This window comes from Paeniglutamicibacter terrestris, assembly GCF_012271785.1.
Classification (GTDB): Bacteria; Actinomycetota; Actinomycetes; order Actinomycetales; family Micrococcaceae; genus Paeniglutamicibacter; species Paeniglutamicibacter terrestris.
Map to the genome: position 1 here is coordinate 271,372 of NZ_JAAWVT010000001.1, position 23,949 is coordinate 295,320.

Here is a 23,949-nt window from a genome sequence, read left to right on the forward strand (position 1 = left end):
TTAAGTTAGTCTGGTGAGTAGATAGAGAACCCACTCGCTCCAAAGGACTAGCTCGCCCATGAATCGCCAGACACTTCGCCTGCTCCCCCTCGCCATTGCCGGGACCCTTGCCTTGGCCGCCTGCGGAAACACCAGTACCGGTGAAGATCCCGCCGCGGCCGCCGGAGAACTCCAGGTAGTCACCAGCACCACCGTCTACGCGGATCTGGTCCAGCAGATCGGCGGGGATCAGGTCACGGTCACCCCGATCATCGATTCAGCGGCGAAGGATCCACACTCCTATGAGGCGACATCCCGCGACAAGCTCACCATGTCCAAGGCCCAGCTCGTGGTCGCCAATGGCGGCGGATACGACGAATTCATGAATGTTTTGGCCACGGATCTGAAAATTGATGACTCAACGCTCATCAGTGCCGTCGATACCTCGCCCGTGGCCCTGGTGGAAGAGGAGGGTCACGACCACGCCGAGGAAAGCGCGGCCAGCGAATCCCCGGAAACCGGCGGGGAGGCAGATCCTCATGCCGGCCACAATCACGCAGCCTACAACGAGCATGTTTGGTACGACGTCGAGTCAATGCAATTGCTCAGCAAGGAGATCACCAAGCATCTCACCGAGCTGAAGCCGGAGGCAGCAGCCACCTTCGAGGCCAATGCTGCGGAGCTAACGGAGAAGCTGAAGGGTTTGAGCACCGAGCTCACCAGTCTGGGGAAGAAGCTGGATGGTAAGCACTTCGCCATGACCGAGCCCGTCCCCTTCCACCTGCTCGAAGATCTGGGCATGAGCGATGCAACCCCCGAGGGGCTGAGCGAATCCATCGAGGGTGACGGCGAGATTTCACCGCAGGCCTTCAACCAGATGGGTACGCTACTGACCAGCGGAGACATCGATGTGCTGGCCTACAACACACAGACACAAAGCCCGCAGACCGAGCGCATTCGCGAGCAGGCTACCAGCGCCAAGGTGCCGGTCGTTGACTTCACCGAGACCCTGCCGGACAACACGGATTACGTGACGTGGATGGAATCGAACATCCACGCCCTTGAGGTACTGGACAAGTAGCCGGCGTAGGCATCGCATCAAGTGATGCGACGAAGGTCCGCAGGGCAACTGAACCATTTGGTTCGACTGCCCTGCGGACCTTCGCTAGTTAATGAGTTGTCATACGCGGTTCTTAGGCGCTGGTCTCCGCGGTCTGCGGCCAGCGCAGCAACGCCGCGATGCCCACACCACCGGGAAGCACTCCGGCCGGAACATAACGGATGCTGGCGTCGGTGAGCGCCGTCGCACGCAACAGCACTTCCGGAGCCGGCCATGAACCAATGACCAAGTCGGCGTGGTCCTCCGCTTCTTCGCTGAGCAGCCACGGATCGGCATTCAGCGCGATCAGCGTCTGATCATCCTGATATTCGCTGACCAACACCGTTTCCACCTGCGCCTGTTGTAGCGCCGCGACAACGCTCTCAAAGCCCAAGGCAAGGTCGGTCCGCCCGTTGCCACTGCGATTTGATACTCGGGCAGAGAGTTCCTGGAGGTCTCGGCCCAGCACCTCATCCACTTTTTCCTGCACGGCTTGGGCAAAGGCCCGCTGATCTGCGCCGCCGGTACGGGTATGTTGCTCAAGAATGCTGGTGATCGGCTTGTTGGCTGCTCCGAGTTTGCTGGCCACCAATTCGCGGGCCTTAATATCTCCGGCGAGCACAATCAGTCGAACCCTGTGATCTCTGGCCAACTCATCAATCTGCTGGGCCAGGTCCTCGGCATTACGTCGCCAGATTTCTTCGGTGCTCGACTGGTTTTTCGGTTCATCGTACCGCCCCGGAACCTTGCGGGCGTGGTGTGCTTCCTCGGGATCGCCGGTCACCCCGCGACTTTCCTCGGATCCCTTCACGGAGGAGTGGTACAGCCGCACCTCCCCGCCGTCCTTACTGGCTTCGGCCACCAGATATGGGAATTGTCCACCGCGTGCCCGGGCCAAGGCCACCAGATTCGGGAAGGGTCCACAATCAATATCGGAGGTTTGTACCTGCAAACCGCTGATCACTTCATCCAGCACCACTTCGCCGTTGTTTACCGCCACAAATCGTGCGACCGGGGAAGCATGTCCGGCGGCCGGAACCAAAACTTCGGTGAGTGCAAGAATGTCGGCCTCGGATGCCTGCTGCGAACCGAGGATTTTTCTCACCTTCTCGGGGAGGGCGTCAACCGCTTCTTGAGCTGCGGTTGTTCCGAGTGAAACGTCTACCAGGGCCGTGCACCATTGGCCTTCTCGACGGTAAAGCGTGGCGTCGATTCCTGTGGAACCTGCGCGTGATGCCATGAGGGAACTCCTTCCAACGCGGGGAAGCCCGCGTGCCCAATCGATCCTTCTGCTCACCGTAGCACCGCTTGATGCCTTGCCGAAAGGGGCTGTTGAAAAGGGTTTTTAGTCGGTACGCTTGGCCCCTCAGGGCTCCCCGAACGGGGCCCCAAACACCGTTATCAACCTCGATTTTCGGCCTTTGGGGCACCGCGTGGCTACAGCCCCAGCACCGTGCTGGCCACCAGGAAGTAGATGATCAAGCCGGTGGCATCTACGAAGGTGGAGATGAACGGATTGGAGAATACCGCCGGATCCGCGCGCACCGCCTTGCCCAGCAGCGGCATCAACCCGCCCAGGCTCGCCGCCATGGTGCAGACTCCCAAGAGCGTCAACCCGATAACCAGGCCCAAGGGCACGGTGAAGGCAAGCGCGGCAATCACAAAGCCCAGGGACCCGAGCAGCAATCCCAGCAGCGCACCAACCCGGACCTCGCGGGTGAAGACCTTAAAGACATCTCGGGGACGCACATCGCCCAGCGCGAGCGCCCGGGTAATGGTGGTCGCCGCCTGATTCCCGGTGTTGCCACCGGTGCCAATCAGCAGCGGGATGAACAAGGAGAGCACCACCTGCGCCTCAAGTGTTGCCTCGAAGGCACCGATGACCTTCACCGTAAGCGTCGCGCCAAGGGCTAAAACCAGTAGCCAGACGACGCGAGCCTTCACGATCGAGCGCACCGGGGTAGCCAGGTAGGGCCGACGCAACGGCTCGCTTCCGCCGGAGCGTGCAGCATCCTCGCTCTCCGCATCCTCCAAGATCCGCAGCGCATCATCCACCGTCAAGATGCCGACCAGACGATCGCCCTCATCAATGACCGGGAGCACCAACACCTTCGTTTCGGCGCAGTAACGTGCCGCATCCTCAACGTTCATCGAGGCCACCACGCTCAGTGGCTTCTTCATGATCGAGCTGATGGGTGTGCTCGGATCTGCCCGCAGGACATCGCGCAGCGAGATGACCCCGATCAGGCGTGCCTGCGCATCGGTGACCGGAATGGTGTAAATGCTTTCCGCGTCATCGAGCCTGGCCCGCACGCGTTCTAGGGTTTGTCCAGCGCTGAGTGTCGGATCGGTGGTGACAAATTCCGGGCTCATAAAACGTCCCACGGCCCGGTGCGGGTAGCTGCGCACAGCCGTGGTCAGCGTCCGTGAACGCTCATCCAGTCCGTGCATCAGCGCGGCCACCATGGATTCGGGAAGCTCATCGGCAAGTGCCACGCGGTCATCCGGGCGCATCAAGGCGAACACCGTTGCGGCCTCGGCCTCGCTGAGTTGCTCAACGATTTCCACCTGCAGTGAGGTGTCGAGGCGGTCAAAAACGTGCTGGGCCACCTCGGGGCGAAGCGCCGCATAAACCAGTCCGCGCTCGGCGGCGTTCAGCCGCTCAAACTGTTCGATGACTTCGGTGGTATCCAATGGCGCCAGGGCTGCGGCAATGCCTTGTTCATCGTGAGCCGTCAGCGCGTGAGCGAGCTGATCGGCGGTGATATCAAAGGATATGCTGGGAGATTTGATCATGATCCGGGTCCCTCCGGTGGGGGCACACGTATTCTGACGCGTTTACACGCGGCGCATGCCAGTCATTGGTGGTGTGGGGGTGTATCTTCACCGCAACCGCGTGTTACCCACGCACCAAAACCAGACATCATTTCCCGGATGATCAATGGCCCACCTTTGCTACCTTCAACGTAGCGGCGCCGCATGGACGCAACACCCATAGCTGGGTGCAAGGAGTTAGAACCGAATGACGGAGAGGATGATGCTGGCACGGCGGTGAGACACACGCGGTGCGATAGATCGACTTGGAACGTCGTCCATGCGTGCTCTCACCTCCTTCGGGCGAATCATCAGATGTCGTGGGATCCGGTGTGAACTACGTCCCTCGAGGCACGCGCTGATACCCGGATCGTTTGAGGGTACGCCCCATCCTAGGCACAGTGATCGGAACTAAGCCAATGGCTGTGTCCGAGCTCTCAGTGCGAGTGCGCTGCTAGTGGGTCGGAACCCAGTAGCGATTGGTCATCCCGTCGCTGGCTTCAACGACGTTTTCCAGCACTCCCCCATTGGCTTCGATGGTGCCAGCGGAGGCAATATTATCCACCCGGCAGGTCACCAGCGCGCTCTCGATTCCCCGCTGGGCCAAGACGTGCAGTGACTGGCGCAGGATTTGGGTCGCATAGCCCCGGCGGCGATGTTGTGGTCGCACCGCATAACCAACATGACCACCGACAGATCGCAGGTGATCGTTGAGTTCAAATCTGATGCAGGTGCGCCCCACCAGTTCACCGTCAACAAACGCGCCCCAGAGGGCCGACTTCACCCATCCCGGTGGCAAGCCCAGGCCCTGTTCGTGGGCGGCGAGCTGCTCAAGATATTCATCAAAACCGCGCCGGCTCGAGTATCCCAGCAGGAAATCGAAGTCATCGGCATCCAGCTCGGTGCGCGCAGCGAGCGCTTCATCGCTGTCTTGAAAGGTGAAAGGTCTAATCACAAGCATGTTGTGAAGAGTATCAGGCGGGTGTCCCGCGATGGGACACCCGCCTGCTATTCGTGCGGCTAGAGAACTAGCACTCGATGACGTTCACGGCCAGACCGCCCAGGGCGGTCTCCTTGTACTTCGAGCTCATGTCCTTGCCGGTTTCGCGCATCGTGATGATGACCTCGTCGAGGGTGACATGGTGCTGCCCGTCGCCCATCAGCGCCATCTTGGCGGCGTTGATGGCCTTGGACGCGGCAATGGCGTTGCGTTCGATGCATGGAATCTGCACCAGCCCACCAATCGGGTCGCAGGTCAGGCCAAGGTTGTGTTCCATGGCGATTTCCGCGGCGTTCTCCACCTGGTCCACGGTGCCGCCCAAGATCTCGGCGAGTCCACCGGCGGCCATCGAGGAGGCAGAACCGACCTCACCCTGGCAGCCGACCTCGGCGCCGGAGATGGAGGCTTGCTCCTTGTAGAGCACACCAATGGCGGCGGCGGTGAGCAGGAAGCGCACGATCAGGTCCTCGCGTTCCTCCTGGTTCCAGTACTTGGCCCCGGGTGCGTAGTGGGTCGCGTAGAACATCACCGCGGGGATGATGCCCGCTGCCCCATTGGTCGGGGCCGTGACCACACGACCGCCGGAGGCATTTTCCTCGTTGACGGCAAGGGCCACCAGGTTCACCCATTCCTGCCAGAACACCGGATCGCGATCCTTGTCTTCCTTGGCCAGGCGGCGGTGCCATTCCGGAGCACGGCGACGGACCTTCAGCCCACCGGGCAGCACACCCTCACGTTCCAGGGAGGCATCCTTGCAATCCTCCATGACCTGCCAAATGTGCAACAGCCCGGCGCGGATCTCTTCCTTCGAGCGGTAGACCTCTTCGTTGGCGGCCATCACCCCGGCGATGGACAGACCCGAGGTGGCGCAGTGTTCCAGCAGCTTTGCCGCGGTGGTGAAGGGGTAGGGCTGCGCATTGAGCGCGTCCTCGAGGTTGGCAGCAAGCTTTTCTTCGGCGCCCTCGCGCACGATGAAGCCGCCGCCGACCGAGAAGTAGGTGTCTTCGGCCAAAACGTTGCCGTTGGCATCCAGGGCTGCCATCTTCATGCCGTTGGTGTGCCGCGCCAGCACGGTCAGCGGGTGCTGGATCATGTCCTCGACCTTGTAGTCGAGTTCCTTCACCGCACCCAGTGCCTTGCAGAGCTGAAGTTTGCCCGTGGCTGTCATGGCGTCAAGGCGTTCATCCACCTCGGAGGGCAGGATGGCTTCGGGTTCATAGCCTTCCAAGCCCAACATGATGGCGGTGAAGGTTCCATGGCCGCGGCCCGTCGCAGCGAGGGATCCGTAGACATCAACGCGTAGCGATTCGGTATTCGCGAGGTGCTCTTCGCGGACAAGTTTTGAAGCAAAGGCGTAGGCGGCCCGCATCGGTCCCACGGTGTGCGACGACGATGGCCCGATACCTACGGTGAAAAGGTCAAAAACGCTGATAGCCATGGAACATGCTTCCTTCAGGAGTGTTGCTGGTTGGTGTCGATAGCTGGTGGTGCGGAGAAAGATTAAGGTGCTGCGCATAAACCGCAAGCCCGGGCTCCATGCGGATACCCGGGCTCGCGGTCACATGATGTGCGGTACCGAGTTAGGCCAGTTTGGCCAGTTCCGGGTACAGCGGGTGGGCGTTCGCCAAGGCATGCACACGGTCCTTCAGGGCCGCGAGGGTAGCCTCGTTGTTCTCCTGCGTACCAGCGATGAGGGTTTCGGCGATGATGTCCGCGACCTCCACAAACGCTGCCTCGGAGAAACCACGGGTCGCCAGTGCCGGGGTGCCAATACGCAACCCCGAGGTGACCATCGGCGGACGCGGATCAAAGGGAACCGCATTACGGTTCACCGTGATCTCCACCTTCGCCAACAGATCTTCACCCTGCTGCCCATTGAGCTCCGAGTGACGCAAGTCCACCAGGACCAGGTGCACATCGGTGCCACCGGTGAGCACCGAAATGCCTACCGCAGCAACATCCGGAGCATTCAGACGTTCGGCCAGAATGTGAGCACCGGCCAGCGTACGGACCTGACGATCCTTGAACTCCTCGGAGGCGGCGATCTTAAACGCCACGGCCTTACCGGCAATCACGTGCTCCAACGGGCCGCCCTGCTGACCGGGGAACACCGCAGAATTAATCTTCTTCGCGATATCCGCATCGTTGGTCAGGATGATCCCGCCACGCGGACCGGCCAGGGTCTTATGCGTCGTGGAAGACACCACGTGAGCGTGCGGCACCGGTGAGGGGTGCAGCCCGGCGGCGACCAGTCCGGCGAAGTGCGCCATGTCCACAAACAGGTACGCACCGACCTTGTCGGCAATCGCACGGAATCGTTCGAAGTCCAACTGCCGCGGGTAGGCGGACCAGCCGGCAACAATCATCTTCGGGGAGTGTTCAATGGCCAGGGCTTCGACCTTGTCCATGTCCACCACCAGGGTGTCCTCTTCCACACCGTACGGGACGATGTTGTAGAGGCGGCCGGAGAAGTTGATCTTCATGCCGTGGGTCAGGTGACCACCGTGCGCCAGGTTCAGGCCCATGATGGTGTCACCCGGGCGGATCAGCGCGTGCATGACCGAGGCGTTAGCTTGGGCACCGGAGTGCGGCTGCACGTTCGCGTATTCGGCACCGAAGAGGGCCTTGACCCGCTCGAGTGCCAGAGTTTCCACCACGTCGACCTCTTCGCAGCCACCGTAGTAGCGGCGTCCCGGGTAGCCTTCGGCGTACTTGTTAGTCAGCACCGAACCCTGGGCCTGCATCACGGCCAGGGCCGTGTGGTTCTCCGAGGCGATCATTTCCAGGCCACGCTGCTGGCGAGCGAGCTCCGCGTCGATACGCTCCGCGATCTCCGGATCCAACGTCCCAATGTCCTGCGTCAGCGACGCCGGAGCTAGGGATTCGAACACTGCGGTCACGCTACGTCGCCGCCGTTTGCCGAGGCGTAGTCGGCTGCCGAGAGCAGCGGGCCTTCTTCGGTGACCTCAACGGTGAAGAGCCAGCCGGCACCGTACGGGTCTTCGTTCAGGACGGCCGGGTTGTCGATGGCTTCCTGGTTGACCTCAACGATGGTGCCGGTGACCGGAGCGAACAAATCGGAGACCGACTTGGTCGATTCGACCTCACCACAGGTTTCGCCGGCGGTGACGGTGTCGCCAACCTCGGGAAGGTCAACGTACACAACGTCGCCCAGTGCGTCTGCTGCAACGGCGGTGATGCCGACCTTGGTCGGGGTCGAGGCATCGACCCATTCGTGCTCGGCCGAGTAACGAAGGGAGGCAAGAACCTTGCTCATGGGGGTATTTCCTCTCAAAGAATGTGGGTAAAGAAGTAAGCCGGTAACCGGTGGCGGAAGACGATTAGCGTCCCCCGCCACCGACAACGTTACTTGGCTCGGGTGTAGAACGGCAGTGAAACGACTTCAAAGGCCTCTGCCTTGCCACGAAGGTCAACATCGACCTTTGTACCAATCTCGGCAAAGGCGGGTTCCACGTAGGCCATGGCCACGGGGAATCCAAGGGTCGGGGACGGCTGACCGGAGGTGATGGCGCCAATCTGCGCCCCATCTACGGACACCGCGTAACCGCCGCGACCTGCGCGCCGGCCCAGACCCTTCAGGCCCACCAACACACGCTTGACGCCTTCGGCCTTGATGGCTTCCAATGCCGCGCGGCCCACAAAGTTCTCTTCCTTCTTGAAGGAGACGATGGGACCAAGGTTGGCCTCGAAGGGGTTACCTTCCAGGGACAATTCGTTGCCGTACAGCGGCATGCCGGCCTCAAGGCGCAGCGAGTCGCGGCAGGCCAAACCGGCGGGGATCAGTCCGTGGGCGGTGCCCGCGTTCATGACTGCGTCCCAGAGTTCGGCGGCCTGCTCGTTCGGCACATACAGCTCGAAGCCGTCCTCACCGGTGTAACCGGTGCGTGCCAACAGCACGTTGATACCGGCAACGGTCAGTTCATCTGCGGCGTAGTAATTCATCTCGGTCACTACGGCCTTGCCGGCTTCGTCAACCAGTTCGTGCAAGATGGCCACGGCGTTCGGGCCCTGCACAGCGATCAACGAGGTTTCCGCGGAGGCGTCGGTGACGGTGACGTCGAAGCCTGCCGCGCGTTCGGCCAGTGCCGCAGCAACAACCGGGGCGTTGCCCGCGTTGGGTACCACGAGGAACTTTTCTTCCCCGCGGCGGTAGGTGATCAAATCATCGATGATGCCGCCAGCTTCGTTGCAGATCACCGAGTACTTGGCCTTACCGACCTTCATCACTGCCATGTTCCCGGCCAGTGCGGTATTCAGGAAGGTTGCTGCTGCCGGTCCTTCGACCCAGACTTCGCCCATGTGGGAGAGGTCAAAGAGGCCAGCAGTGGCGCGCACTGCATTGTGCTCAGCCAATTCCGAACCGTACTTCAGCGGCATGTCCCAGCCACCGAAGTCGGTGAAGGACGCGTTGAGTTCCGCATGCTTTGCATGCAGGGAGGTTTTTTTCGGGTCGCTCATCAAGCTACCTTTCGTGGGGCTAAATAATGAGTGGCGGTTTTAGTCTTCGAAGGCTTCGGGCGACGGGCAGGAGCAGATCAGGTTACGGTCGCCACCGGCACCATCGATGCGTCCGACGGCCGGGAAGTACTTATCCACGCGCAGGGCGTGAACCGGGAAGGCCGCCTGCTCGACGGTGTACTTGCGATCCCAGGCGCTGTTGACCACTGCTGCCACGGTGTGCGGGGCATTGCGCAGCGGGGATTCTTCGATGGTGAAGTCTCCGGCCAGTACCTGATGCATCTCGACGTGAATGGCGATCATGGCTTCAATGAAGCGTTCGATCTCGCCCAGGTCCTCGGACTCGGTCGGCTCCACCATCAAGGTGCCGGCCACCGGGAAGGAAAGGGTCGGGGCGTGGAAGCCGAAGTCGATCAGGCGCTTGGCCACGTCCTCGGCAGTGACGCCGGTCTTGTTGGTCAGCTCGCGCAGATCCAGGATGCACTCGTGTGCGACCAGGCCCTTGTTACCGGTGAACAGGATCGGGAAGTACTCGTTGAGCTTCGAGGCGATGTAGTTCGCCGAGAGGATCGCGGTCTTGGTGGCGTCGGTGAGTCCTTCGCCGCCCATCATCGCGATGTAGGCCCAGGAGATCGGCAGCACGCCGGCGGAGCCGAACATGGTGGCGACCACGGGGATGCCGTCGCGCATCGAGTAGCTGCCCGAGGCGTCGCCCGGCAGGAACGGGATCAGGTGCTCGGCAACGCCGATCGGGCCCACGCCCGGTCCGCCGCCACCGTGCGGGATGCAGAAGGTCTTGTGCAGGTTCAGGTGCGAAACGTCGCCGCCGAACTGACCCGGCTGGGCGAGGCCCACCAAGGCGTTCATGTTGGCGCCGTCAATGTAGACCTGGCCACCGGCCGCGTGGACCTTGTCGCAGACCTCGCGCACATCGGCGTCGTAGACACCGTGGGTGGAGGGGTAGGTGATCATGATGGCGGCAAGGACGTCCTTGTTTGCCTCGATCTTGGCGTCCAGGTCCGCTGCATCGATGGTTCCATCGGCGGCGGTCTTGACCACCACAACCTTCATGCCGGCCAGTACTGCCGAGGCGGCGTTGGTGCCGTGGGCGGAGGCCGGGATCAGGCAGACGGTGCGGGCAGTATCGCCGTTGGAGAGGTGGTAACCACGGATGGCCAGCAGGCCAGCGTATTCGCCCTGCGAACCGGCGTTCGGCTGGATGGAGACCCCGGCGTAGCCGGTGATGGTGGTCAGGCGACCCTCGAGGTCGGTGATCAGTTCGCGCCAGCCCTCGGTCTGGTGGGCCGGGGCGTACGGGTGGATCGAGGCGAATTCCGGCCAGGAAATGGATTCCATTTCGGCGGTGGAGTTCAGCTTCATCGTGCATGAGCCCAGCGGGATCATGGTGCGGTCCAGCGCCAAGTCGCGGTCCGAGAGCTTGCGCAGGTAGCGCAGCATCTGGGTCTCGGACTTGATGGTGTTGAAGATCGGGTGGCTGAGGTAATCGCTGGTGCGCTGCACGGCGGCGGGCAGTTCAAAGCCCTCTGCGGTGAAGGACTCGCCCTCGATGCCGAAGGCCGCAGCAATGGCCGCAACGTGAGCGGAGGTGGTGGCCTCATCGGTGGAGATACCCACGGTGGTGGCATCTACGCGGCGCAGGTTGATGCCGGCTTCCTCGGCCTTGGTGATGATGGTATCTGCGTCGGTCACCTTCACCTGGACGGTGTCGAAGAACGAATCCGAGGCCAGTTCCAGGCCGGCTCCGGAGAGCAGGGTGGCGATGGTGCGGGCGTGGTTGTGGGTACGCTGAGCGATACGCTTCAGGCCGGCCGGGCCGTGGTAAACGGCGTACATTGAGGCCGTGATGGCCAGCAGCGCCTGGGCGGTGCAGATGTTGGACGTGGCCTTTTCGCGGCGAATGTGCTGCTCGCGAGTCTGCAGTGCCAGGCGGTAGGCCGGGTATCCGGCGTCATCCTTGGACACACCCACCAGGCGGCCGGGCAGCTGACGTTCCAGTCCGGTGCGTACGGCCAGGTAGGCGGCGTGCGGGCCACCGAAGAACAGCGGAACACCGAAGCGCTGGGTGTTACCAACGGCGATGTCGGCACCCTGCTCGCCCGGGGCGGTGATCATGGTCAGGGACAGGATGTCGGCGGCAACGGTGACCATCGCGCCGCGTTCCTTGGCTGCTGCGATGATGGCGGTGTGGTCAACCACTGCGCCGTTGTTGCCCGGCTGCTGCAGCACGATGCCGGAGATGTCACCCTCTGGCAGGCCAGCGGAAAGATCGGCGATTTCGACCTCGAAGCCCAGGGCCTCGGCGCGGCCGAGCACCACGGCGATGGACTGCGGGAAGAGATTGGCATCCAGCACGGTCTTGCCCGAGCCCTTGGCCTTGTTGGCGCGGCGCATCAGCAGGACGGACTCGGCGACGGCCGAGGCTTCATCAAGCATCGAGGCGTTGGCGATCGGCATCGCGGTCAGGTCCATGACCATGGTCTGGAAGTTGATGAGGGCCTCGAGTCGGCCCTGGGAGATTTCCGGCTGGTACGGGGTGTACGCGGTGTACCAGGCTGGATCTTCGAGCACGTTGCGCAGGATGACCGGCGGGGTGTAGGTGTCGGAGAAGCCCTGACCAATCATCTGGGTCTTCATCACGTTTTTGTTGGCCAGCACGCGCAGGTCGGCCAGAACTTCGGCTTCGGTGCGGGGAGCGGGCAGATCCAATGGCTCGGACTGACGAATATCGGCCGGTACGGCCGTGTCGACGAGTTCGTCGATGGAGGAATAACCAAGCTGCGAAAGCATGGTGTCAATGTCGCTGCCCTGCGGGCCAATATGGCGGGCGACGAACTCAGCGGACGGGGTCACGGTCATGGGGAACTCCATTGGGTCATCGGCGCGCGTGCACACCGAACGAGCTGCAAGTTCCTCCCCGACCCTGTTGCTGTGACCTGAGAGTTTCCGCGATGGTCCGCATCCTAGTGGGGATCCGGCACACGCTTGCACCTTCGGTGAGCAGCACCGCCGCGAGGCGATGTTACTTCTTTCCAGAGTTGCCTCTTCGCGGCGGTACGGGGGCCTGAGAGTTTCCCGGGGAGGAATTGCTCCTACGGCGCCCGACCAACTTTCGCTGAACGGGACTCTCCCGCCGCATGTCAGTGGCTGTGCCTCGTGAGAGGCACGGCTCTTATCCTACCGGCGAAGCGTGAGCTAAACAACATGGATCGCTCCGCCCCAAGCCAGCATCGAGGTTTGCGGATGAAGCAGGGAACTTTCGACTCTCAGCCGGCACTTCCTCGCCCTGCGAAGAGGCGAATTGCCTGTAGCTCTGCCCGTTGTCATCGTTCTCGAGTTAGCAGTTGGGCTTGGCCTCGAAGCGTGGTCCGACGTCGATGGAATACGGAAGTCCCCACGCGTTGCTGTAGCGCAGGCGCAGGCGCACGGCATGCAACGAGGACTCGTGGTTTAGATCGACGGGTTCAAGGGCCATCATGATCGAATCACTGGGCCCGTCACCGAGGGTGGCCGGCAGCTCGGTGCGAGAAAGCCAAGCGGTCTGCAGATCCGGGTCATTCTCGCCCACCGGATATTCCCATGACCCGAGCCACGCACCCTCGTGCAGGATGCCGGAACCCGCCAGCGCGCTAGAAATGGATGCATCGTAGTCATCAGAAAATACTTGACACATCAACCTTTTGGTTCTATCATTTTTATTGAACCTTCAACTAAACGGATTGAGGATCTGATGAAGAACTTCCTCGCTCAACTCTTCGGAAAGAAGCACACCATGAACATCGACGTCACCATCATCGGTACCGGCAACATGGGCCGCGCCCTTGCCACCCGCACCATCGCCGCAGGCAAGAGCCTTCAGGTCCTGGCCCGCTCCACCGAGACCGCCGCTACCTTCGCGGCAGAACTCGGCTCGAGCATTACCAGCGGCAATACCGCCGAGGCTCCGGCCGGCCAGATCGTCATTCTGGCCCTACCTTTCGACGCGGCCAAGGAATATGTCTCGGCCCAGGGTGCGGCACTGGATTCCAAGATCGTCATCGACATCTCCAACCCCGTGGACTTCTCCACCTTCGATTCGCTGACCACCGTCGCGGGCAGCTCTGCCGCCGAGGAAATCTCCGCACTCACCTCCGCCACCGTTGTGAAGGCCTTCAACACCACCTTCGCCGGACCGCTGACCGCAGGCTCCGCCGAGGGAACTCCGCTGGACGTCTTTGTTGCCGGCGAGGAATCCGCCCGCAACACTGTCGCTTCCTTCATCACCGCCGCCGGCATGCGTCCGATCGAGGTCGGCGCCCTGCACCACGCCCGTGAGCTCGAGGGCTTCCAGCTGCTGGTCATGGCCATGCAGGTCAACCCGGCGCTGCCCGACTTCAACTGGGGCACCGCGCTGAAGATCGTTGGCTAATTTCCCCCTCGACGGCGCGAGCTAGCTCCGCCAGATGGGAGCCGGAAGACCACCATGGTCTACCGGATCCCATCTTTTTATCCCGAGAAACACGAGCTAAATGAGCCCGGAGGTACCCAGCCAGGTGCCGAGGGCAAAGGTGACGGCCAGTGCGGCCGCTCCACCGATCAGCACCCGCAGCGTCGGGCGCAGTATCGGCGCCCCGCCCAGCTTGGCACCGAGCGCACCGGTAATACCCAGGGCCAACAACACGGCAATAATTGTGATCGGGATCCGCAGTCCCACGGGCAAAAAGACCGCCGTGGCAAAAGGTAATATCGCTCCCACGGTAAAGGCCAGTGCCGAGGCAAGGGCGGCATGCCACGGGTTCAACACCTCGTCCTCATCCAACTGAAGCTCGGCATCCAGATGAGCCTTGAGCGCATCGTGCGCCGTCAGCTCCTGGGCCACGAGGCTCGCGGTGGCCGGGCTGAGTCCCTTGGCCTCGTAGAGTCCGGTGAGTTCGACCAGCTCTTCGGCCGGCATTTCCGCTAACTCACGACGTTCCTTTTCGATGAGGGCCCTTTGCGAGTCCGAGGCACTAGAGACCGAGACGTACTCCCCCAGCGCCATCGAGATCGCACCGCCAATGGCTGCCGCCGCGCCAGCGGTGAGCACCGGACCTATTGCCGGGGTGGCACTGGCAACACCAACCACCACCGCCGCGACCGAGACGATGCCGTCGTTGGCACCGAGGACTCCGGCCCGCAGCCAGTTCAGCCGTTCGGCCACTCCCTGGCCATGTGGTTCATCCTCGTGCGCACTTTCTAGCTCATTCATGGTCCCCAGCAAATCATCTTGTGGATCCCCTGACCAGTACATGTGCGCCTCGCTTGCGCCAGCGCGGCGGCCACTAACCAGTCCTCAGGCTCCCGCTGGCGGCTGAAGCGAGGTGAAGTGCGGGTATTTGGCGCTCAGGGCATCTCCCGAGGAGGTACCGGTCAGTCGGCGCTTGACCCAGGGCACCAGGTGCTCCTTGGCCCAGGCCGCATCCTCACGCAACTTATTCAGGCGCGTGAGAGCGGCAGCGTCGGTGAGTACCGGCAGCGAAATTCGCGACTGATTGCCGAGCAGCTCAAGCACCTTTGCGGCCATAAGGGTATGCCCGGCGGTGTTCATGTGCAGCCGGTCGGTGGCCCAATAACGTAAGTCAGAAAATTCACGCCATCGCCAGTAGTCGGCGATCAGCGCGCCGGTGTCCTCGGCGATTTCACGTACCGCTTCGTTGTAGATGGCGGTGCGTCCCCGGGTGGTACCGAAGATGGCCGAGTCTCCGGAGTCGAATCCGGTAAAAAGCACCAGGGTGGCCCCGGTGCCAGCCAGTTGGATGATCATTTTTCGGTACCTGAGCATCAATGCGTCGATGTCCACGGCCGGACGCAAAATGTCGTTTCCACCCACATACAACGTGATCAGTGTCGGCTTCAGGGCCAGCGCCGCCGGTAGTTGCTCGGTGATCACCTGGTTAATCTTTTTGCCGCGGATCGCCAGATTGGCATATCCCCAGCTCGGATCGGCACACAACACCTCGGCGACCCGATCGGCCCAGCCGCGTACCTGGTTCGGACGTTGAGGCTCAACGTCACCCATGCCCTCGGTGAAGGAGTCGCCCAATGCCAGATATCGATTCGTAAATTCCACGGCTCTAGCCTAGCCCCGCATTCCGCCGGGGCTGGAACCGGCCGCCCGAGTGGGACGATTCCCGCGCATCCTCAGCAGGGTCCTGGCCGATGTGTTGACGATGTGTTGACGATGTGTTGATCGACAAGACCTGGGCGGACGACGCATGAGCGTTCGATTAAGCCAAAGTGCCGACCACAACATACAGTGGGGAGCGACTTTTACAAGCGATAGAAAAGCGGGGGTGCTGCCATGCCGGAACGGCACGCACGCATGCTCCGTGCCGCCGTGGTGAGCCTAGTGGTGCTGCTGCTTTCCGCCGGCGCGCACCTGGGCGGCGGCGGCATCTTGCCGCACCCCGGTGTCCTGCTCGGCCTCGGCGCCCTGACCATGCTCTCGGTGACGGTCCTCGCCAAGCGCAGGCTCAGGCTTCCGGCCCTGCTGACGGTCTTAGGTGGCGGGCAGTTCGCACTGCACCACGCCTTTGGGCTGCTGAGCAGCACGGCCACCACCATGGTGTGCCATCCGGATGCCACGCACAGTGGACATTCCGCGGCGCTGAGTTGTGCCCTCGGGTCCACCGAAATTCAATCTCACGCCCACGCGGGCGGGATCAACATCGCCATGTTCGCGGCCCACGCCATTGCCACCCTGGCCACCGCCATGCTGATTGCCCGTGGTGAAGAAGCACTTGGCGCGGTAGCCCGCTGGCTGCGCCCCCTGTTCACGGTGTTGCAGCCCTCCCCCATCGACCCACCGGCTCGCATCGCTCCGGTGCTCACCGTGCCCCGCCTGCATGCGGTGGCCTTCCTCATCTCTCCGCCTTTACGCGGACCACCTGCCTTTCGCTGATTCCGACTTCTTCCCATATTTCGTGCCGGCCCTATGAGGCCGTGCACAGCGAAAGGCATGCCATGAAACTCCGTCGTACCCTCTTTGTGTCCGCAGCAACCGCCGGTCTGATGGCCGTTGGCCTGGCCTCGGCCAGTGCCCACGTCACCGTCACCCCCGACACCACCGATGCCGGCGCATATTCCGTGTTGACCTTCGCGGCCTCACACGGCTGCGAAGGATCACCCACCTCTAGTTTCACCATCTCGATCCCCGAGTCCATCAGCGACGCCAAACCCACCATCTATCCCGGCTGGGACGTGAAAAAGGTCGAGGAAAAGTTGAAGGAACCCATGACTACCGCCGATGGTTCCACCGTGACCAAGCACATCGGCAAGATCGTCTACACGGCCAAAACCCCGTTGGAAGACGGTTACCGGATGGCCTTTGAGATCCAGATCAAGAATCCCGATACCGAGGGTGAAACCCTGGCTTTCCCGACGCTGCAGAGCTGTGTGAAGGGTCAGACCGATTGGTCGCAGCTGCCAGCCGAAGGTGCTGACCCACACGAGCTTGAGGCCCCCGCCCCGAGCTACACACTGACGGCTGCCACCGCGGAGGAAGAGCACCACGGTGCCGGTGCGGAAATCGTGCTGGAGTCGGACAACACTGCCTCCCCGATTCCCGGTTACCTGGGTCTGGGCGCCGGAGTCTTGGGATTGCTGACCGGTGGCGTGGCCCTGAGCCGCACGCGCAAAAACGCGGGCAAGTAACCCGTGATGATGGATTCCCCTAAGCACCGGCGATCCGGTCTCCTGCGGGCGGCGCCTCGATTACTCACCTTCGCACTCGCCCTGGGGTTGACGGTGTTGCTTCCGGTATCGGCTGCCTCGGCACACGATGTCCTCACCGGCACACAGCCCGGGAACGGACAAACGGTGAAGGTGCTCCCGAAAGCCATTGAGCTGTCGTTTAACAACATGCCGCTGGCCATCGGGACCGAGGTGGCCATCGAAGATGCCGCGGGAAAGAACTGGGCCTCCGGCGAGGTCAAGATCGTGGACAACGTGGTGAGCCAACCGCTGCTCCCCGCAACACCCGGTGGGAAATACACAGTGAACTGGCGTGTGGTGTCCTCCGACGGACATCCGATCGAGGGCACTTTTGTCTTCAGCGCGGCAGCTGGCGGTGCCGGGGCTACTTCGGCCCTGACACCGGAATCGGAACCGGCAGCGGATTCTTCCGCTGCGCCGCAATCGCCAACATCCGGCGCCTTCCCCGTGAGCCCGATCATCGGATCGTTCGTGGTGCTGCTGGCTCTGGTGCTGGCACTGATCGTGGCGCGCTACCTCCGAGGGCGAAAGCAGAGTCACGGTTCCGAATGATGTGAGGAACCGAAGAGGGGAAGTATCAGCCGTGCACGGCTGATACTTCCCCTCTTTCACTCCACCGATTCCACCGTGGCACCAGGCACCACAGCAGTGAATTGTCTTAGCCGCCGAGTAGCACCTGACGGGTCAGGACGCTCAGACGTCCACCGCGCGATCCGGTGCCGTTGGGCTCGCCGCGCGCCGGAATATAACCGAAGGCCAGCCCGTAGGCCGGGTCGGCATAGGAGAGCGAGCCGTTGGCGCCGTCGTGGCCAAAGGCCCAAGCAGAGCCAAAGTCGTTAATCGGGTGGGCCTTCATGAAGCCAATACCAAAGGCACCCGGGGCCGACCTGGCCCGATCAATGCCATAAACCTGGTCCTGCGAGACGGCGGTGATGGTCGCCGGTGTCAGGAACGGTGCATGTTCGTCCCCGGCCTCATCAACAAAACCTGTGGTTGCCGCCGCGTAGAGCCGCGCCAGGCCCAGCGCACTGGCCACCCCACCAATGGCTGCGAGTCCGGCTTCACGGATGGCGCGGACATTTGGCACCTCAAGGATTTCAAAACTCGGACCCTGCGGTCCATCAAAGCCACCGGTGGAATTCAGCGCCAGGCCCAGCGGTGAATAGGGGTCAATGAAGGGTGCCGGTTCTCCGCCTTCCGGAATCAATACCGGGAGGAAGCGCGGCTCCAGGGCCTCGGGCAGCCCCAAATAGAAGTTGATGTCGTGCGGGGCACGGATGCGGCGCTCGAAGATGCTCTGCAGCGACTCCCCGGCCGCGCGCCGGGCCAGTTCTTCCATGAAGACACCCATGGTCAGCGCGTGATACGAATACGTTCCCGGGGCCGACCAGAGTGGGGTGGTAGCGGCAAGAATGCTCGCAGCCAGACGCGAATCAATCAGTTCTTCCTGGGTGAATCCGCCGTTAACCCCGGGCAGTCCGCCCTGGTGGCTCAGCAACTGAGCCACGGTCATTGATTCCTTGCCTCCGGCGGCAAATTCGGGCCAGTACAGGGCCACCGGCGCGGCCAGATCAAGGATTCCTTCTTGTACCAGCAGTGCCATGACCATGGCTCCTGCTCCCTTGGAGCAGGAGAAGACACCGGTCATCGACTCGGGGGTGGAATCCTGACCCACCACGGAATCAAGCACCAGCACTCCGCCCTGGTAGATGGCCAGCTGTCCCGAATAGCTCGGGTCTTCGGCGGCGAAGGATTCCATCAGCTCGGCCACGGGGGCAAAGCGCTGATCAATGACCTGGGTGTTTTTCATCTGCGTGCTCACCTGTTCCACATTACAGATCGATGGGCGGCGCTGTGCTTAGTTCGCCAGCGTTTCCTGCCGGTAACGCAACAACCAGCTCTCCCCCACCCGTTGCCAGAAGGAGGAACACAGGATGGCACGCTCGCCGGCGAGCAAGCGATAGGCCAATTGAACTTGGTCTTCGCCCCACGGGGTGGCGGCCAAGACTTGCAGTGGGCCACCGGTGGGAAGTGCGTGGCCACCGTCAAAAGCCGCAATGATAGATGACCTGTCGGTCAGCGAGCCGTCCCGGCTGATCTCCTGAAATTCTGGGTGCAGGAACGCCAAAACCTCACCCAGATCTCCGCGCACCGTCGGGGACTGCAACTCGGTTTCCAGCTCGAAGACCATCTGCACCGCGGCCGTCGTGCTCGCCGCCGGATCGGTGGCGCGTTTGGCACTTGCCGCCGGTACCGGGGCGACGGGCAGGGCAGCAGCCGGGGCTACGGCCTCCGTATCCGTTGCCGGGGCGATCGGTGATTCGGTCTCGGGGGTGGTTGCGGTGCTATCGGCCGGGTTCGCGGCACCCTCAAGCCCGGGGCCGGAGTTCGGTTCCTTACCGGCCTGGTAGGCGGTGGCTGCATCGCGCGCTCGCACATCGGCGGCCTCGTTCAGCTCATGTCCGGCATGGCCCTTGACCCATTCGAAGGTGTACTTGCGTCCCTTGATGGCTTCGTCGATTTCCTTGAGCAGCTCCAGGTTGAGCACCGGCTTGCCGTCGGATTTTTTCCAGCCCTTTTTCTTCCATCCCGGCATCCACTTGGTGACGGAGTTGATCACGTATTGCGAGTCGCAGAGGATGTGCAGATCCTCATCGGGCAGGTGAGCCGTGGAGCGGAAGAGGTCAAGAACGGCCATGAGCTCGCCCATATTGTTGGTGCCGTGCGCCCAGCCACCGGAGCGCCAATGCGCATCATCGATGTACCACGCCCATCCGGCGGGTCCTGGGTTTCCGAGTGCTGATCCGTCTGCGGCTGCGGTGATCGTCATATATCAATCCTGCCACGGCCCCACCGACGCTTTCACCTTAACAACCAGCCCAGGCATAAACACCGGCACAACACGAAACACCCCACCGGCATGACCGGCAGGGCGTTTCGTGTTGAGTGGGTGTCGCTGAGTACCGCTGGGTTACTAGTACAGCTCGGCTACCGCTTCATCCTGTGCCACGGTTGCTGCCGGAGCCTTGGCGGGAGCCTTGGCCGAAGCCGGGGCCGAAGCCGGGGCCTCGCTCGGAGCTTCAGTTGCCCCGTTGCTTCCCAGCAGACCGGAGAGCATGGCCGCGAGGTCGATTTCGGTACTGCCCTTGATCATGGCCAGTCCCTCGGTGACGATGCGGTTGGCCTGCTTGACGGCATCCGAGGCTCCGTCGGAGCTGATCACCGTGTAGTTGTCGATGCCGGCGACGGCATCGGAGCTCGCCTTGACGATCTCCGGCAGCGCGTTGATTGCCAGGAACGCCAGCGAGGACTGGGTGTGACCGGTCAGGGCCACGGCCTTGGCGTCTTCGGCCTTGGCGGTGGCCTCACCGATAGCGGCGATCGCTGCACCCTCGGCTTCACCACGCACCCGTACGGCGTCGGCTTCGGCCTTGGCCTTCAGCTCGATGGCCGAGGCCTGGCCCTGTGCCTGGAAGACTTCGGCGTTCTTGGAGGCCTCCGCCTCAACGGTCTTTGATGCTGCCCGGGCTTCCGCATCGGCGATGGACGCCTTCTTGGAACCCTCTGCCTCAATGGTCTTGGAGTTGGCTCGCGCCGTGGCGCTGAAGACGTCGGCATCACGCTTGGCTTCGGCGTCGGTACGCATCTTGTAGGCCTGAGCATCTGCTGGCTTGTGGACCTCGATGTCCAGGCGTTCCTGCTCCACCAATGCCTGCTCGGTCAGTGCCTTGCGCTCAAGGGCGGCAACCGTGACGTCCTGCTCTGCCTTGGCAATTCCCTTGGCGGCATCGGCGATGGCCTCGGCGCGGTCCTGCTCGGCCTTGAACTCGGACTTCTTGATTGCGAGGTCACGCATCAGGGCGGCGGTGGCGCCTTCCTGCTCAATGCGTGCTGCTTCCGATTCTTGGAAGGCCTTGGAGGTGGCCACGCGTGCTTCACGCTTGGCTCGTTCCAGACCCGGCTTTCCGACTTCCTCGAGGTAATCGATGGTCGTGGGCATATTGTCCGGGCCGATGACGGTACGCGACGGGGTGCTGACCGAGGAGATGTTGAAGGCGTCAATCTGAATGCCCTGCTCTGCGAACTGGGTGACTGCCGATTCCAGGGACTGATCCTGGAATTCCTTACGGTTGTTATTCGCATCCTCCACCGACATCGCCGAGACGATGCCGCGGAGTACGCCTTCGGCGGACTTGGTCACCGAGGCGTTGAGGTCTTCCTTGGAGTGAGTAAGGAAACGCTGGACGGCCTTGCTCATGCCCTCTACCGAGTCATCAAACTTGAAGTTCAGGCTGGCCGTCACCGAGGTGGTGATGAAGTTCTTATCCACGCCTTCCACGGCAAGTTCCACCTGGCGCTGCTCCAGGGACATCACAAACTTCTGGTGGATGATCGGCAGGAAGAGCACAATGCCCTTGGTGAAGATCTGGACCTGCCCCTTGGCGCCCTTACCGGCACGGATCACTGCCTGGTTGGGTGCGACGGTGACCAGTCGTGTGGTGGCGTACCAGACGAGGGCAACAAGGACGGCGATGATCGCGACGATGGCGATGACGGTTCCGTTGATGGGAGAGTCCATGGTTAATATCCGTTCAGTTCTGAGGTGGATGCGACCCTGATGCGGTCTTCAACAATTGCCACAACGACAATTGGAGTGCCCTTCTCAATGGGGCTGCTTGAAAATACGAGGCGTTGATTGATTTCATCGGGGTGCTCCAGCTGAACTTTCCCGACGTTCTCGTTAATGTCTGTGGTGGCTACACCAAGAAGTCCGATGACTTCGTGCGGCTGGACGTTGGAGATGCGGGCCATCTTGCGGGCCAGGAACGCGACGCCGACAATACCGATGATTCCCAGCAGGGCTCCGGCGGTGTAGGCCAGAAAGAGTGGACCGTCATTGAGCAACACAATCGCGCCCGCGGCGCCAAATAGCGTGGCTGCCGCACCGACAGCAGTGGTGGAGATGATTCCGTCGAAGAAGTCGACAATCTCTCCCAGGGTCATGGACACGATGAGGAGCAGGAGGCCGATGCCTCCGATCACTGCGAATGCCAGCATGCGGTTTCTTTCGTCAGGTCCTTGCCGGGCCGATCGGCGCAGCATGATTCAAAGGCGAGAACAACCAAGGTTCCAGTCTCGAGGTCTGCCACGATGCAAATATCACCCGAGGCCTAGATTCCGCTAGCCACTCAATTGCCTCACTCGATATATAGTCTATCGGTTGGCGGTAAAAAGCCGAGGTAAGCGGCGCCACAAGTCGGTCAGCCATTTTTAAGCCCCACGCCGGCCGCCCCGTGCGAGGGCATGGCGCCACAGATCATCACGGCGCGGATGCTGCTCGGCGGTTATGCTTCGCGGATCGATAGTGCCGCCGGATTCACTGAGGCAAGGGAACGGGCAAAGACCACCGAGTCCCGCGCGACACCATCAATGAGTTTGTGCCCTCTCAGATAGCCGATCCGCAGCAACCCCAGCTTCTCCAAGACGCGGACCGAGCCGATATTATCCGGTCGACAGGTCGCCAACAGGCGCGTGATACCCAGCTTCTCACCCGCCGCGGCGGCCAGTGCGGTGGCGGCCTCGGTGACATAACCCAGCACCCAGGACTCTGCACGCAAGACAAATCCGATCTCGGCATCAGAGGCGTGCTCTAAGAGATTAGATGCCCCGCACATCAGAGCGATCGATCCGATGACCTGGGCATCTTGGGTGATCGCCAGCGTCCAGGTGGTGCGCGGGTGCACCAATTGTTCGGCCAAGCAGTCGGAGATGAACGCCGTACTGTCCGCCAGGGTATTAGGGCCCCATTCTACAAAGGCGCAAACCCGGGGATCGGAGGCAAATTCATGAACAGAGCCCACATCCGAGATGGTGAATTCACGCAGCCGCAGGCGTTCGGTGATGATCTCCATAGGTCCATGCTGACATGGCGGTTCGTGAATACCTGCGCTGCTACGCCTAAACCATGCAGTGTCACGGTTTCGGAAGCCTTGGAATCCCAGTGGTGCCATAAGTCCACCGATTGGCCTATGATCTCCCCATGGAATCTCTCCTTACCGCCGCACAGCACGCAGATCTGTACGATGCGGAGAATCTCTGGACCACTGCCGAAGACTTCTTTCTCCGGTTCACCAATGCCACTCCCGCATCCCGTGTGCTGGATCTGGGCTGCGGCACCGGTCGCCTGACCATCGCCCTGGCCCAAGCCGGCCACGAGGTCAGCGGTATTGACCCGCACTCCGGTTCGATGGCCGCCGCCCGCGCCAAGCCGGGCGCCGATGCGGTGCGCTGGATTGACGGCACCTCCTCGGTCTTGGGTGAAGAGGAAGTTTTTGACACGGTGCTGATGACCTCGCACGTGGCCCAGGCGATCGTGGACGAGAATGAATGGACCCGTACGCTGGCGAACATCAAGCGGGTCTTGGTCCCCGGAGGACGACTGGTTTTTGATTCGCGGGATCCCGCGGCACGCGCCTGGGAAACCTGGACTCCGGCACAGACGCGCAGCGAATTCACACTTTCCGACGGCACCCACCTGCAGTCATGGATTGATTCGGCCCTGCACGATGAGGGACTCATTAAGATCACCGAACACCGGCTTTTTGCCGACAGTTCTAGAGAAATGCAGGATGCGCTATTGGCCTTCCGTAGCGAAGATCAACTACGCGCCGACCTGACCGCGGCCGGCCTGCAGGTTGATGAGGTGTTAGGCGGCTGGAGCCACGAGCCGGTGGGTCATGGCGCCGGGGAACTGATTTTCCTGGCCCACGCATAAGGCCCCGCCCCTGATGGGGCGAGGCCGCGGACGGCAGGTACCTGCCGTTGCTTC

22 protein-coding genes and 1 riboswitch are annotated in these 23,949 nt (G+C 62.1%); of the genes, 6 read left to right on the top strand and 16 right to left on the bottom strand.

Translation table 11 applies throughout. The annotated features are described in order from the left end of the window. Positions 1 to 58 precede the first annotated feature (58 nt). A complete protein-coding gene (locus tag HED64_RS01260) occupies positions 59 to 1,060 on the top strand; it encodes a metal ABC transporter solute-binding protein, Zn/Mn family (RefSeq protein WP_168150315.1) in 1,002 nt (333 codons plus the stop codon). Positions 1,061 to 1,172: 112 nt separating this feature from the next. Here the strand turns inward: HED64_RS01260 and HED64_RS01265 are convergent, their stop codons facing one another. The 9 genes from HED64_RS01265 to HED64_RS01305 form a co-directional block, all read right to left on the bottom strand. Next, a complete protein-coding gene (locus HED64_RS01265; RefSeq protein ID WP_168150316.1) occupies positions 1,173 to 2,318 on the bottom strand; it encodes a baeRF2 domain-containing protein in 1,146 nt (381 codons plus the stop codon). 197 nt (positions 2,319 to 2,515) lie between these two features. Further along, complete coding sequence (gene mgtE / locus HED64_RS01270; protein WP_168150317.1) at positions 2,516 to 3,874, bottom strand: magnesium transporter; 1,359 nt, start codon at positions 3,872 to 3,874, stop codon at positions 2,516 to 2,518. Positions 3,875 to 4,346: 472 nt separating this feature from the next. Beyond that, entirely contained in the window at positions 4,347 to 4,853 is a 507-nt protein-coding gene (locus HED64_RS01275; protein ID WP_168150318.1) for a GNAT family N-acetyltransferase, read from the bottom strand. A 67-nt stretch (positions 4,854 to 4,920) separates the two neighbouring features. After that, on the bottom strand, positions 4,921 to 6,330 hold the full coding sequence (locus tag HED64_RS01280) for an L-serine ammonia-lyase (RefSeq protein WP_168150319.1): 1,410 nt from the start codon (positions 6,328 to 6,330) through the stop codon (positions 4,921 to 4,923). A 142-nt stretch (positions 6,331 to 6,472) separates the two neighbouring features. Beyond that, positions 6,473 to 7,792, bottom strand: a complete 1,320-nt coding sequence (gene glyA, locus HED64_RS01285) for a serine hydroxymethyltransferase (protein ID WP_342590624.1) — start codon at positions 7,790 to 7,792, stop codon at positions 6,473 to 6,475. Further along, positions 7,789 to 8,169 (bottom strand): glycine cleavage system protein GcvH, encoded by a 381-nt coding sequence (gcvH, locus tag HED64_RS01290; RefSeq protein ID WP_168150320.1) that lies wholly within the window; start codon positions 8,167 to 8,169, stop codon positions 7,789 to 7,791. The genes glyA and gcvH overlap by 4 nt, the downstream gene beginning before the upstream one ends. A gap of 89 nt (positions 8,170 to 8,258) precedes the next feature. Further along, positions 8,259 to 9,371, bottom strand: coding sequence for a glycine cleavage system aminomethyltransferase GcvT (gcvT, locus tag HED64_RS01295; protein WP_168150321.1), 1,113 nt, complete (start codon positions 9,369 to 9,371; stop codon positions 8,259 to 8,261). A gap of 39 nt (positions 9,372 to 9,410) precedes the next feature. After that, positions 9,411 to 12,248, bottom strand: a complete 2,838-nt coding sequence (gcvP, locus tag HED64_RS01300; RefSeq protein ID WP_168150322.1) for an aminomethyl-transferring glycine dehydrogenase — start codon at positions 12,246 to 12,248, stop codon at positions 9,411 to 9,413. Positions 12,249 to 12,431: 183 nt separating this feature from the next. After that, positions 12,432 to 12,532: riboswitch (glycine riboswitch) on the bottom strand. Between the two features lie 194 nt (positions 12,533 to 12,726). Then, on the bottom strand, positions 12,727 to 13,062 hold the full coding sequence (locus tag HED64_RS01305; RefSeq protein ID WP_168150323.1) for a hypothetical protein: 336 nt from the start codon (positions 13,060 to 13,062) through the stop codon (positions 12,727 to 12,729). A gap of 57 nt (positions 13,063 to 13,119) precedes the next feature. Between HED64_RS01305 and HED64_RS01310 the strand changes: the two genes are divergently transcribed. After that, a complete protein-coding gene (locus HED64_RS01310) occupies positions 13,120 to 13,797 on the top strand; it encodes an NADPH-dependent F420 reductase (protein WP_245325588.1) in 678 nt (225 codons plus the stop codon). Positions 13,798 to 13,893: 96 nt separating this feature from the next. Here HED64_RS01310 and HED64_RS01315 read toward each other — a convergent pair whose 3' ends face one another. Together HED64_RS01315 and HED64_RS01320 are read right to left on the bottom strand one after the other, a co-directional pair. Then, positions 13,894 to 14,616, bottom strand: coding sequence for a VIT1/CCC1 transporter family protein (locus HED64_RS01315; protein WP_168150324.1), 723 nt, complete (start codon positions 14,614 to 14,616; stop codon positions 13,894 to 13,896). 84 nt (positions 14,617 to 14,700) lie between these two features. Continuing rightward, on the bottom strand, positions 14,701 to 15,477 hold the full coding sequence (locus tag HED64_RS01320) for an SGNH/GDSL hydrolase family protein (RefSeq protein WP_168150325.1): 777 nt from the start codon (positions 15,475 to 15,477) through the stop codon (positions 14,701 to 14,703). A 231-nt stretch (positions 15,478 to 15,708) separates the two neighbouring features. Between HED64_RS01320 and HED64_RS01325 the strand changes: the two genes are divergently transcribed. The 3 genes from HED64_RS01325 to HED64_RS01335 all read left to right on the top strand — a co-directional run bounded on the left by HED64_RS01325 (position 15,709) and on the right by HED64_RS01335 (position 17,672). Further along, complete coding sequence (locus HED64_RS01325; RefSeq protein ID WP_168150326.1) at positions 15,709 to 16,308, top strand: hypothetical protein; 600 nt, start codon at positions 15,709 to 15,711, stop codon at positions 16,306 to 16,308. 62 nt (positions 16,309 to 16,370) lie between these two features. After that, positions 16,371 to 17,060, top strand: a complete 690-nt coding sequence (locus HED64_RS01330; protein WP_168150327.1) for a YcnI family copper-binding membrane protein — start codon at positions 16,371 to 16,373, stop codon at positions 17,058 to 17,060. Positions 17,061 to 17,066: 6 nt separating this feature from the next. Then, positions 17,067 to 17,672, top strand: a complete 606-nt coding sequence (locus HED64_RS01335; protein ID WP_245325589.1) for a copper resistance CopC family protein — start codon at positions 17,067 to 17,069, stop codon at positions 17,670 to 17,672. 106 nt (positions 17,673 to 17,778) lie between these two features. Here the strand turns inward: HED64_RS01335 and HED64_RS01340 are convergent, their stop codons facing one another. From HED64_RS01340 to HED64_RS01360, 5 genes are all read right to left on the bottom strand, one after another. Further along, positions 17,779 to 18,942: a serine hydrolase domain-containing protein gene (locus tag HED64_RS01340; RefSeq protein ID WP_342590625.1), complete on the bottom strand. Its 1,164-nt coding sequence runs from the start codon at positions 18,940 to 18,942 to the stop codon at positions 17,779 to 17,781. A 36-nt stretch (positions 18,943 to 18,978) separates the two neighbouring features. Further along, positions 18,979 to 19,950: a ribonuclease HI family protein gene (locus HED64_RS01345; RefSeq protein WP_168150328.1), complete on the bottom strand. Its 972-nt coding sequence runs from the start codon at positions 19,948 to 19,950 to the stop codon at positions 18,979 to 18,981. Between the two features lie 144 nt (positions 19,951 to 20,094). Beyond that, complete coding sequence (locus HED64_RS01350; RefSeq protein ID WP_168150329.1) at positions 20,095 to 21,699, bottom strand: SPFH domain-containing protein; 1,605 nt, start codon at positions 21,697 to 21,699, stop codon at positions 20,095 to 20,097. A gap of 2 nt (positions 21,700 to 21,701) precedes the next feature. Beyond that, positions 21,702 to 22,178: an NfeD family protein gene (locus HED64_RS01355; protein WP_168150330.1), complete on the bottom strand. Its 477-nt coding sequence runs from the start codon at positions 22,176 to 22,178 to the stop codon at positions 21,702 to 21,704. Between the two features lie 287 nt (positions 22,179 to 22,465). Continuing rightward, on the bottom strand, positions 22,466 to 23,032 hold the full coding sequence (locus HED64_RS01360; RefSeq protein ID WP_168150331.1) for a GNAT family N-acetyltransferase: 567 nt from the start codon (positions 23,030 to 23,032) through the stop codon (positions 22,466 to 22,468). Positions 23,033 to 23,160: 128 nt separating this feature from the next. Between HED64_RS01360 and HED64_RS01365 the strand changes: the two genes are divergently transcribed. After that, on the top strand, positions 23,161 to 23,895 hold the full coding sequence (locus tag HED64_RS01365) for a class I SAM-dependent methyltransferase (RefSeq protein WP_168150332.1): 735 nt from the start codon (positions 23,161 to 23,163) through the stop codon (positions 23,893 to 23,895). Positions 23,896 to 23,949 lie beyond the last annotated feature (54 nt).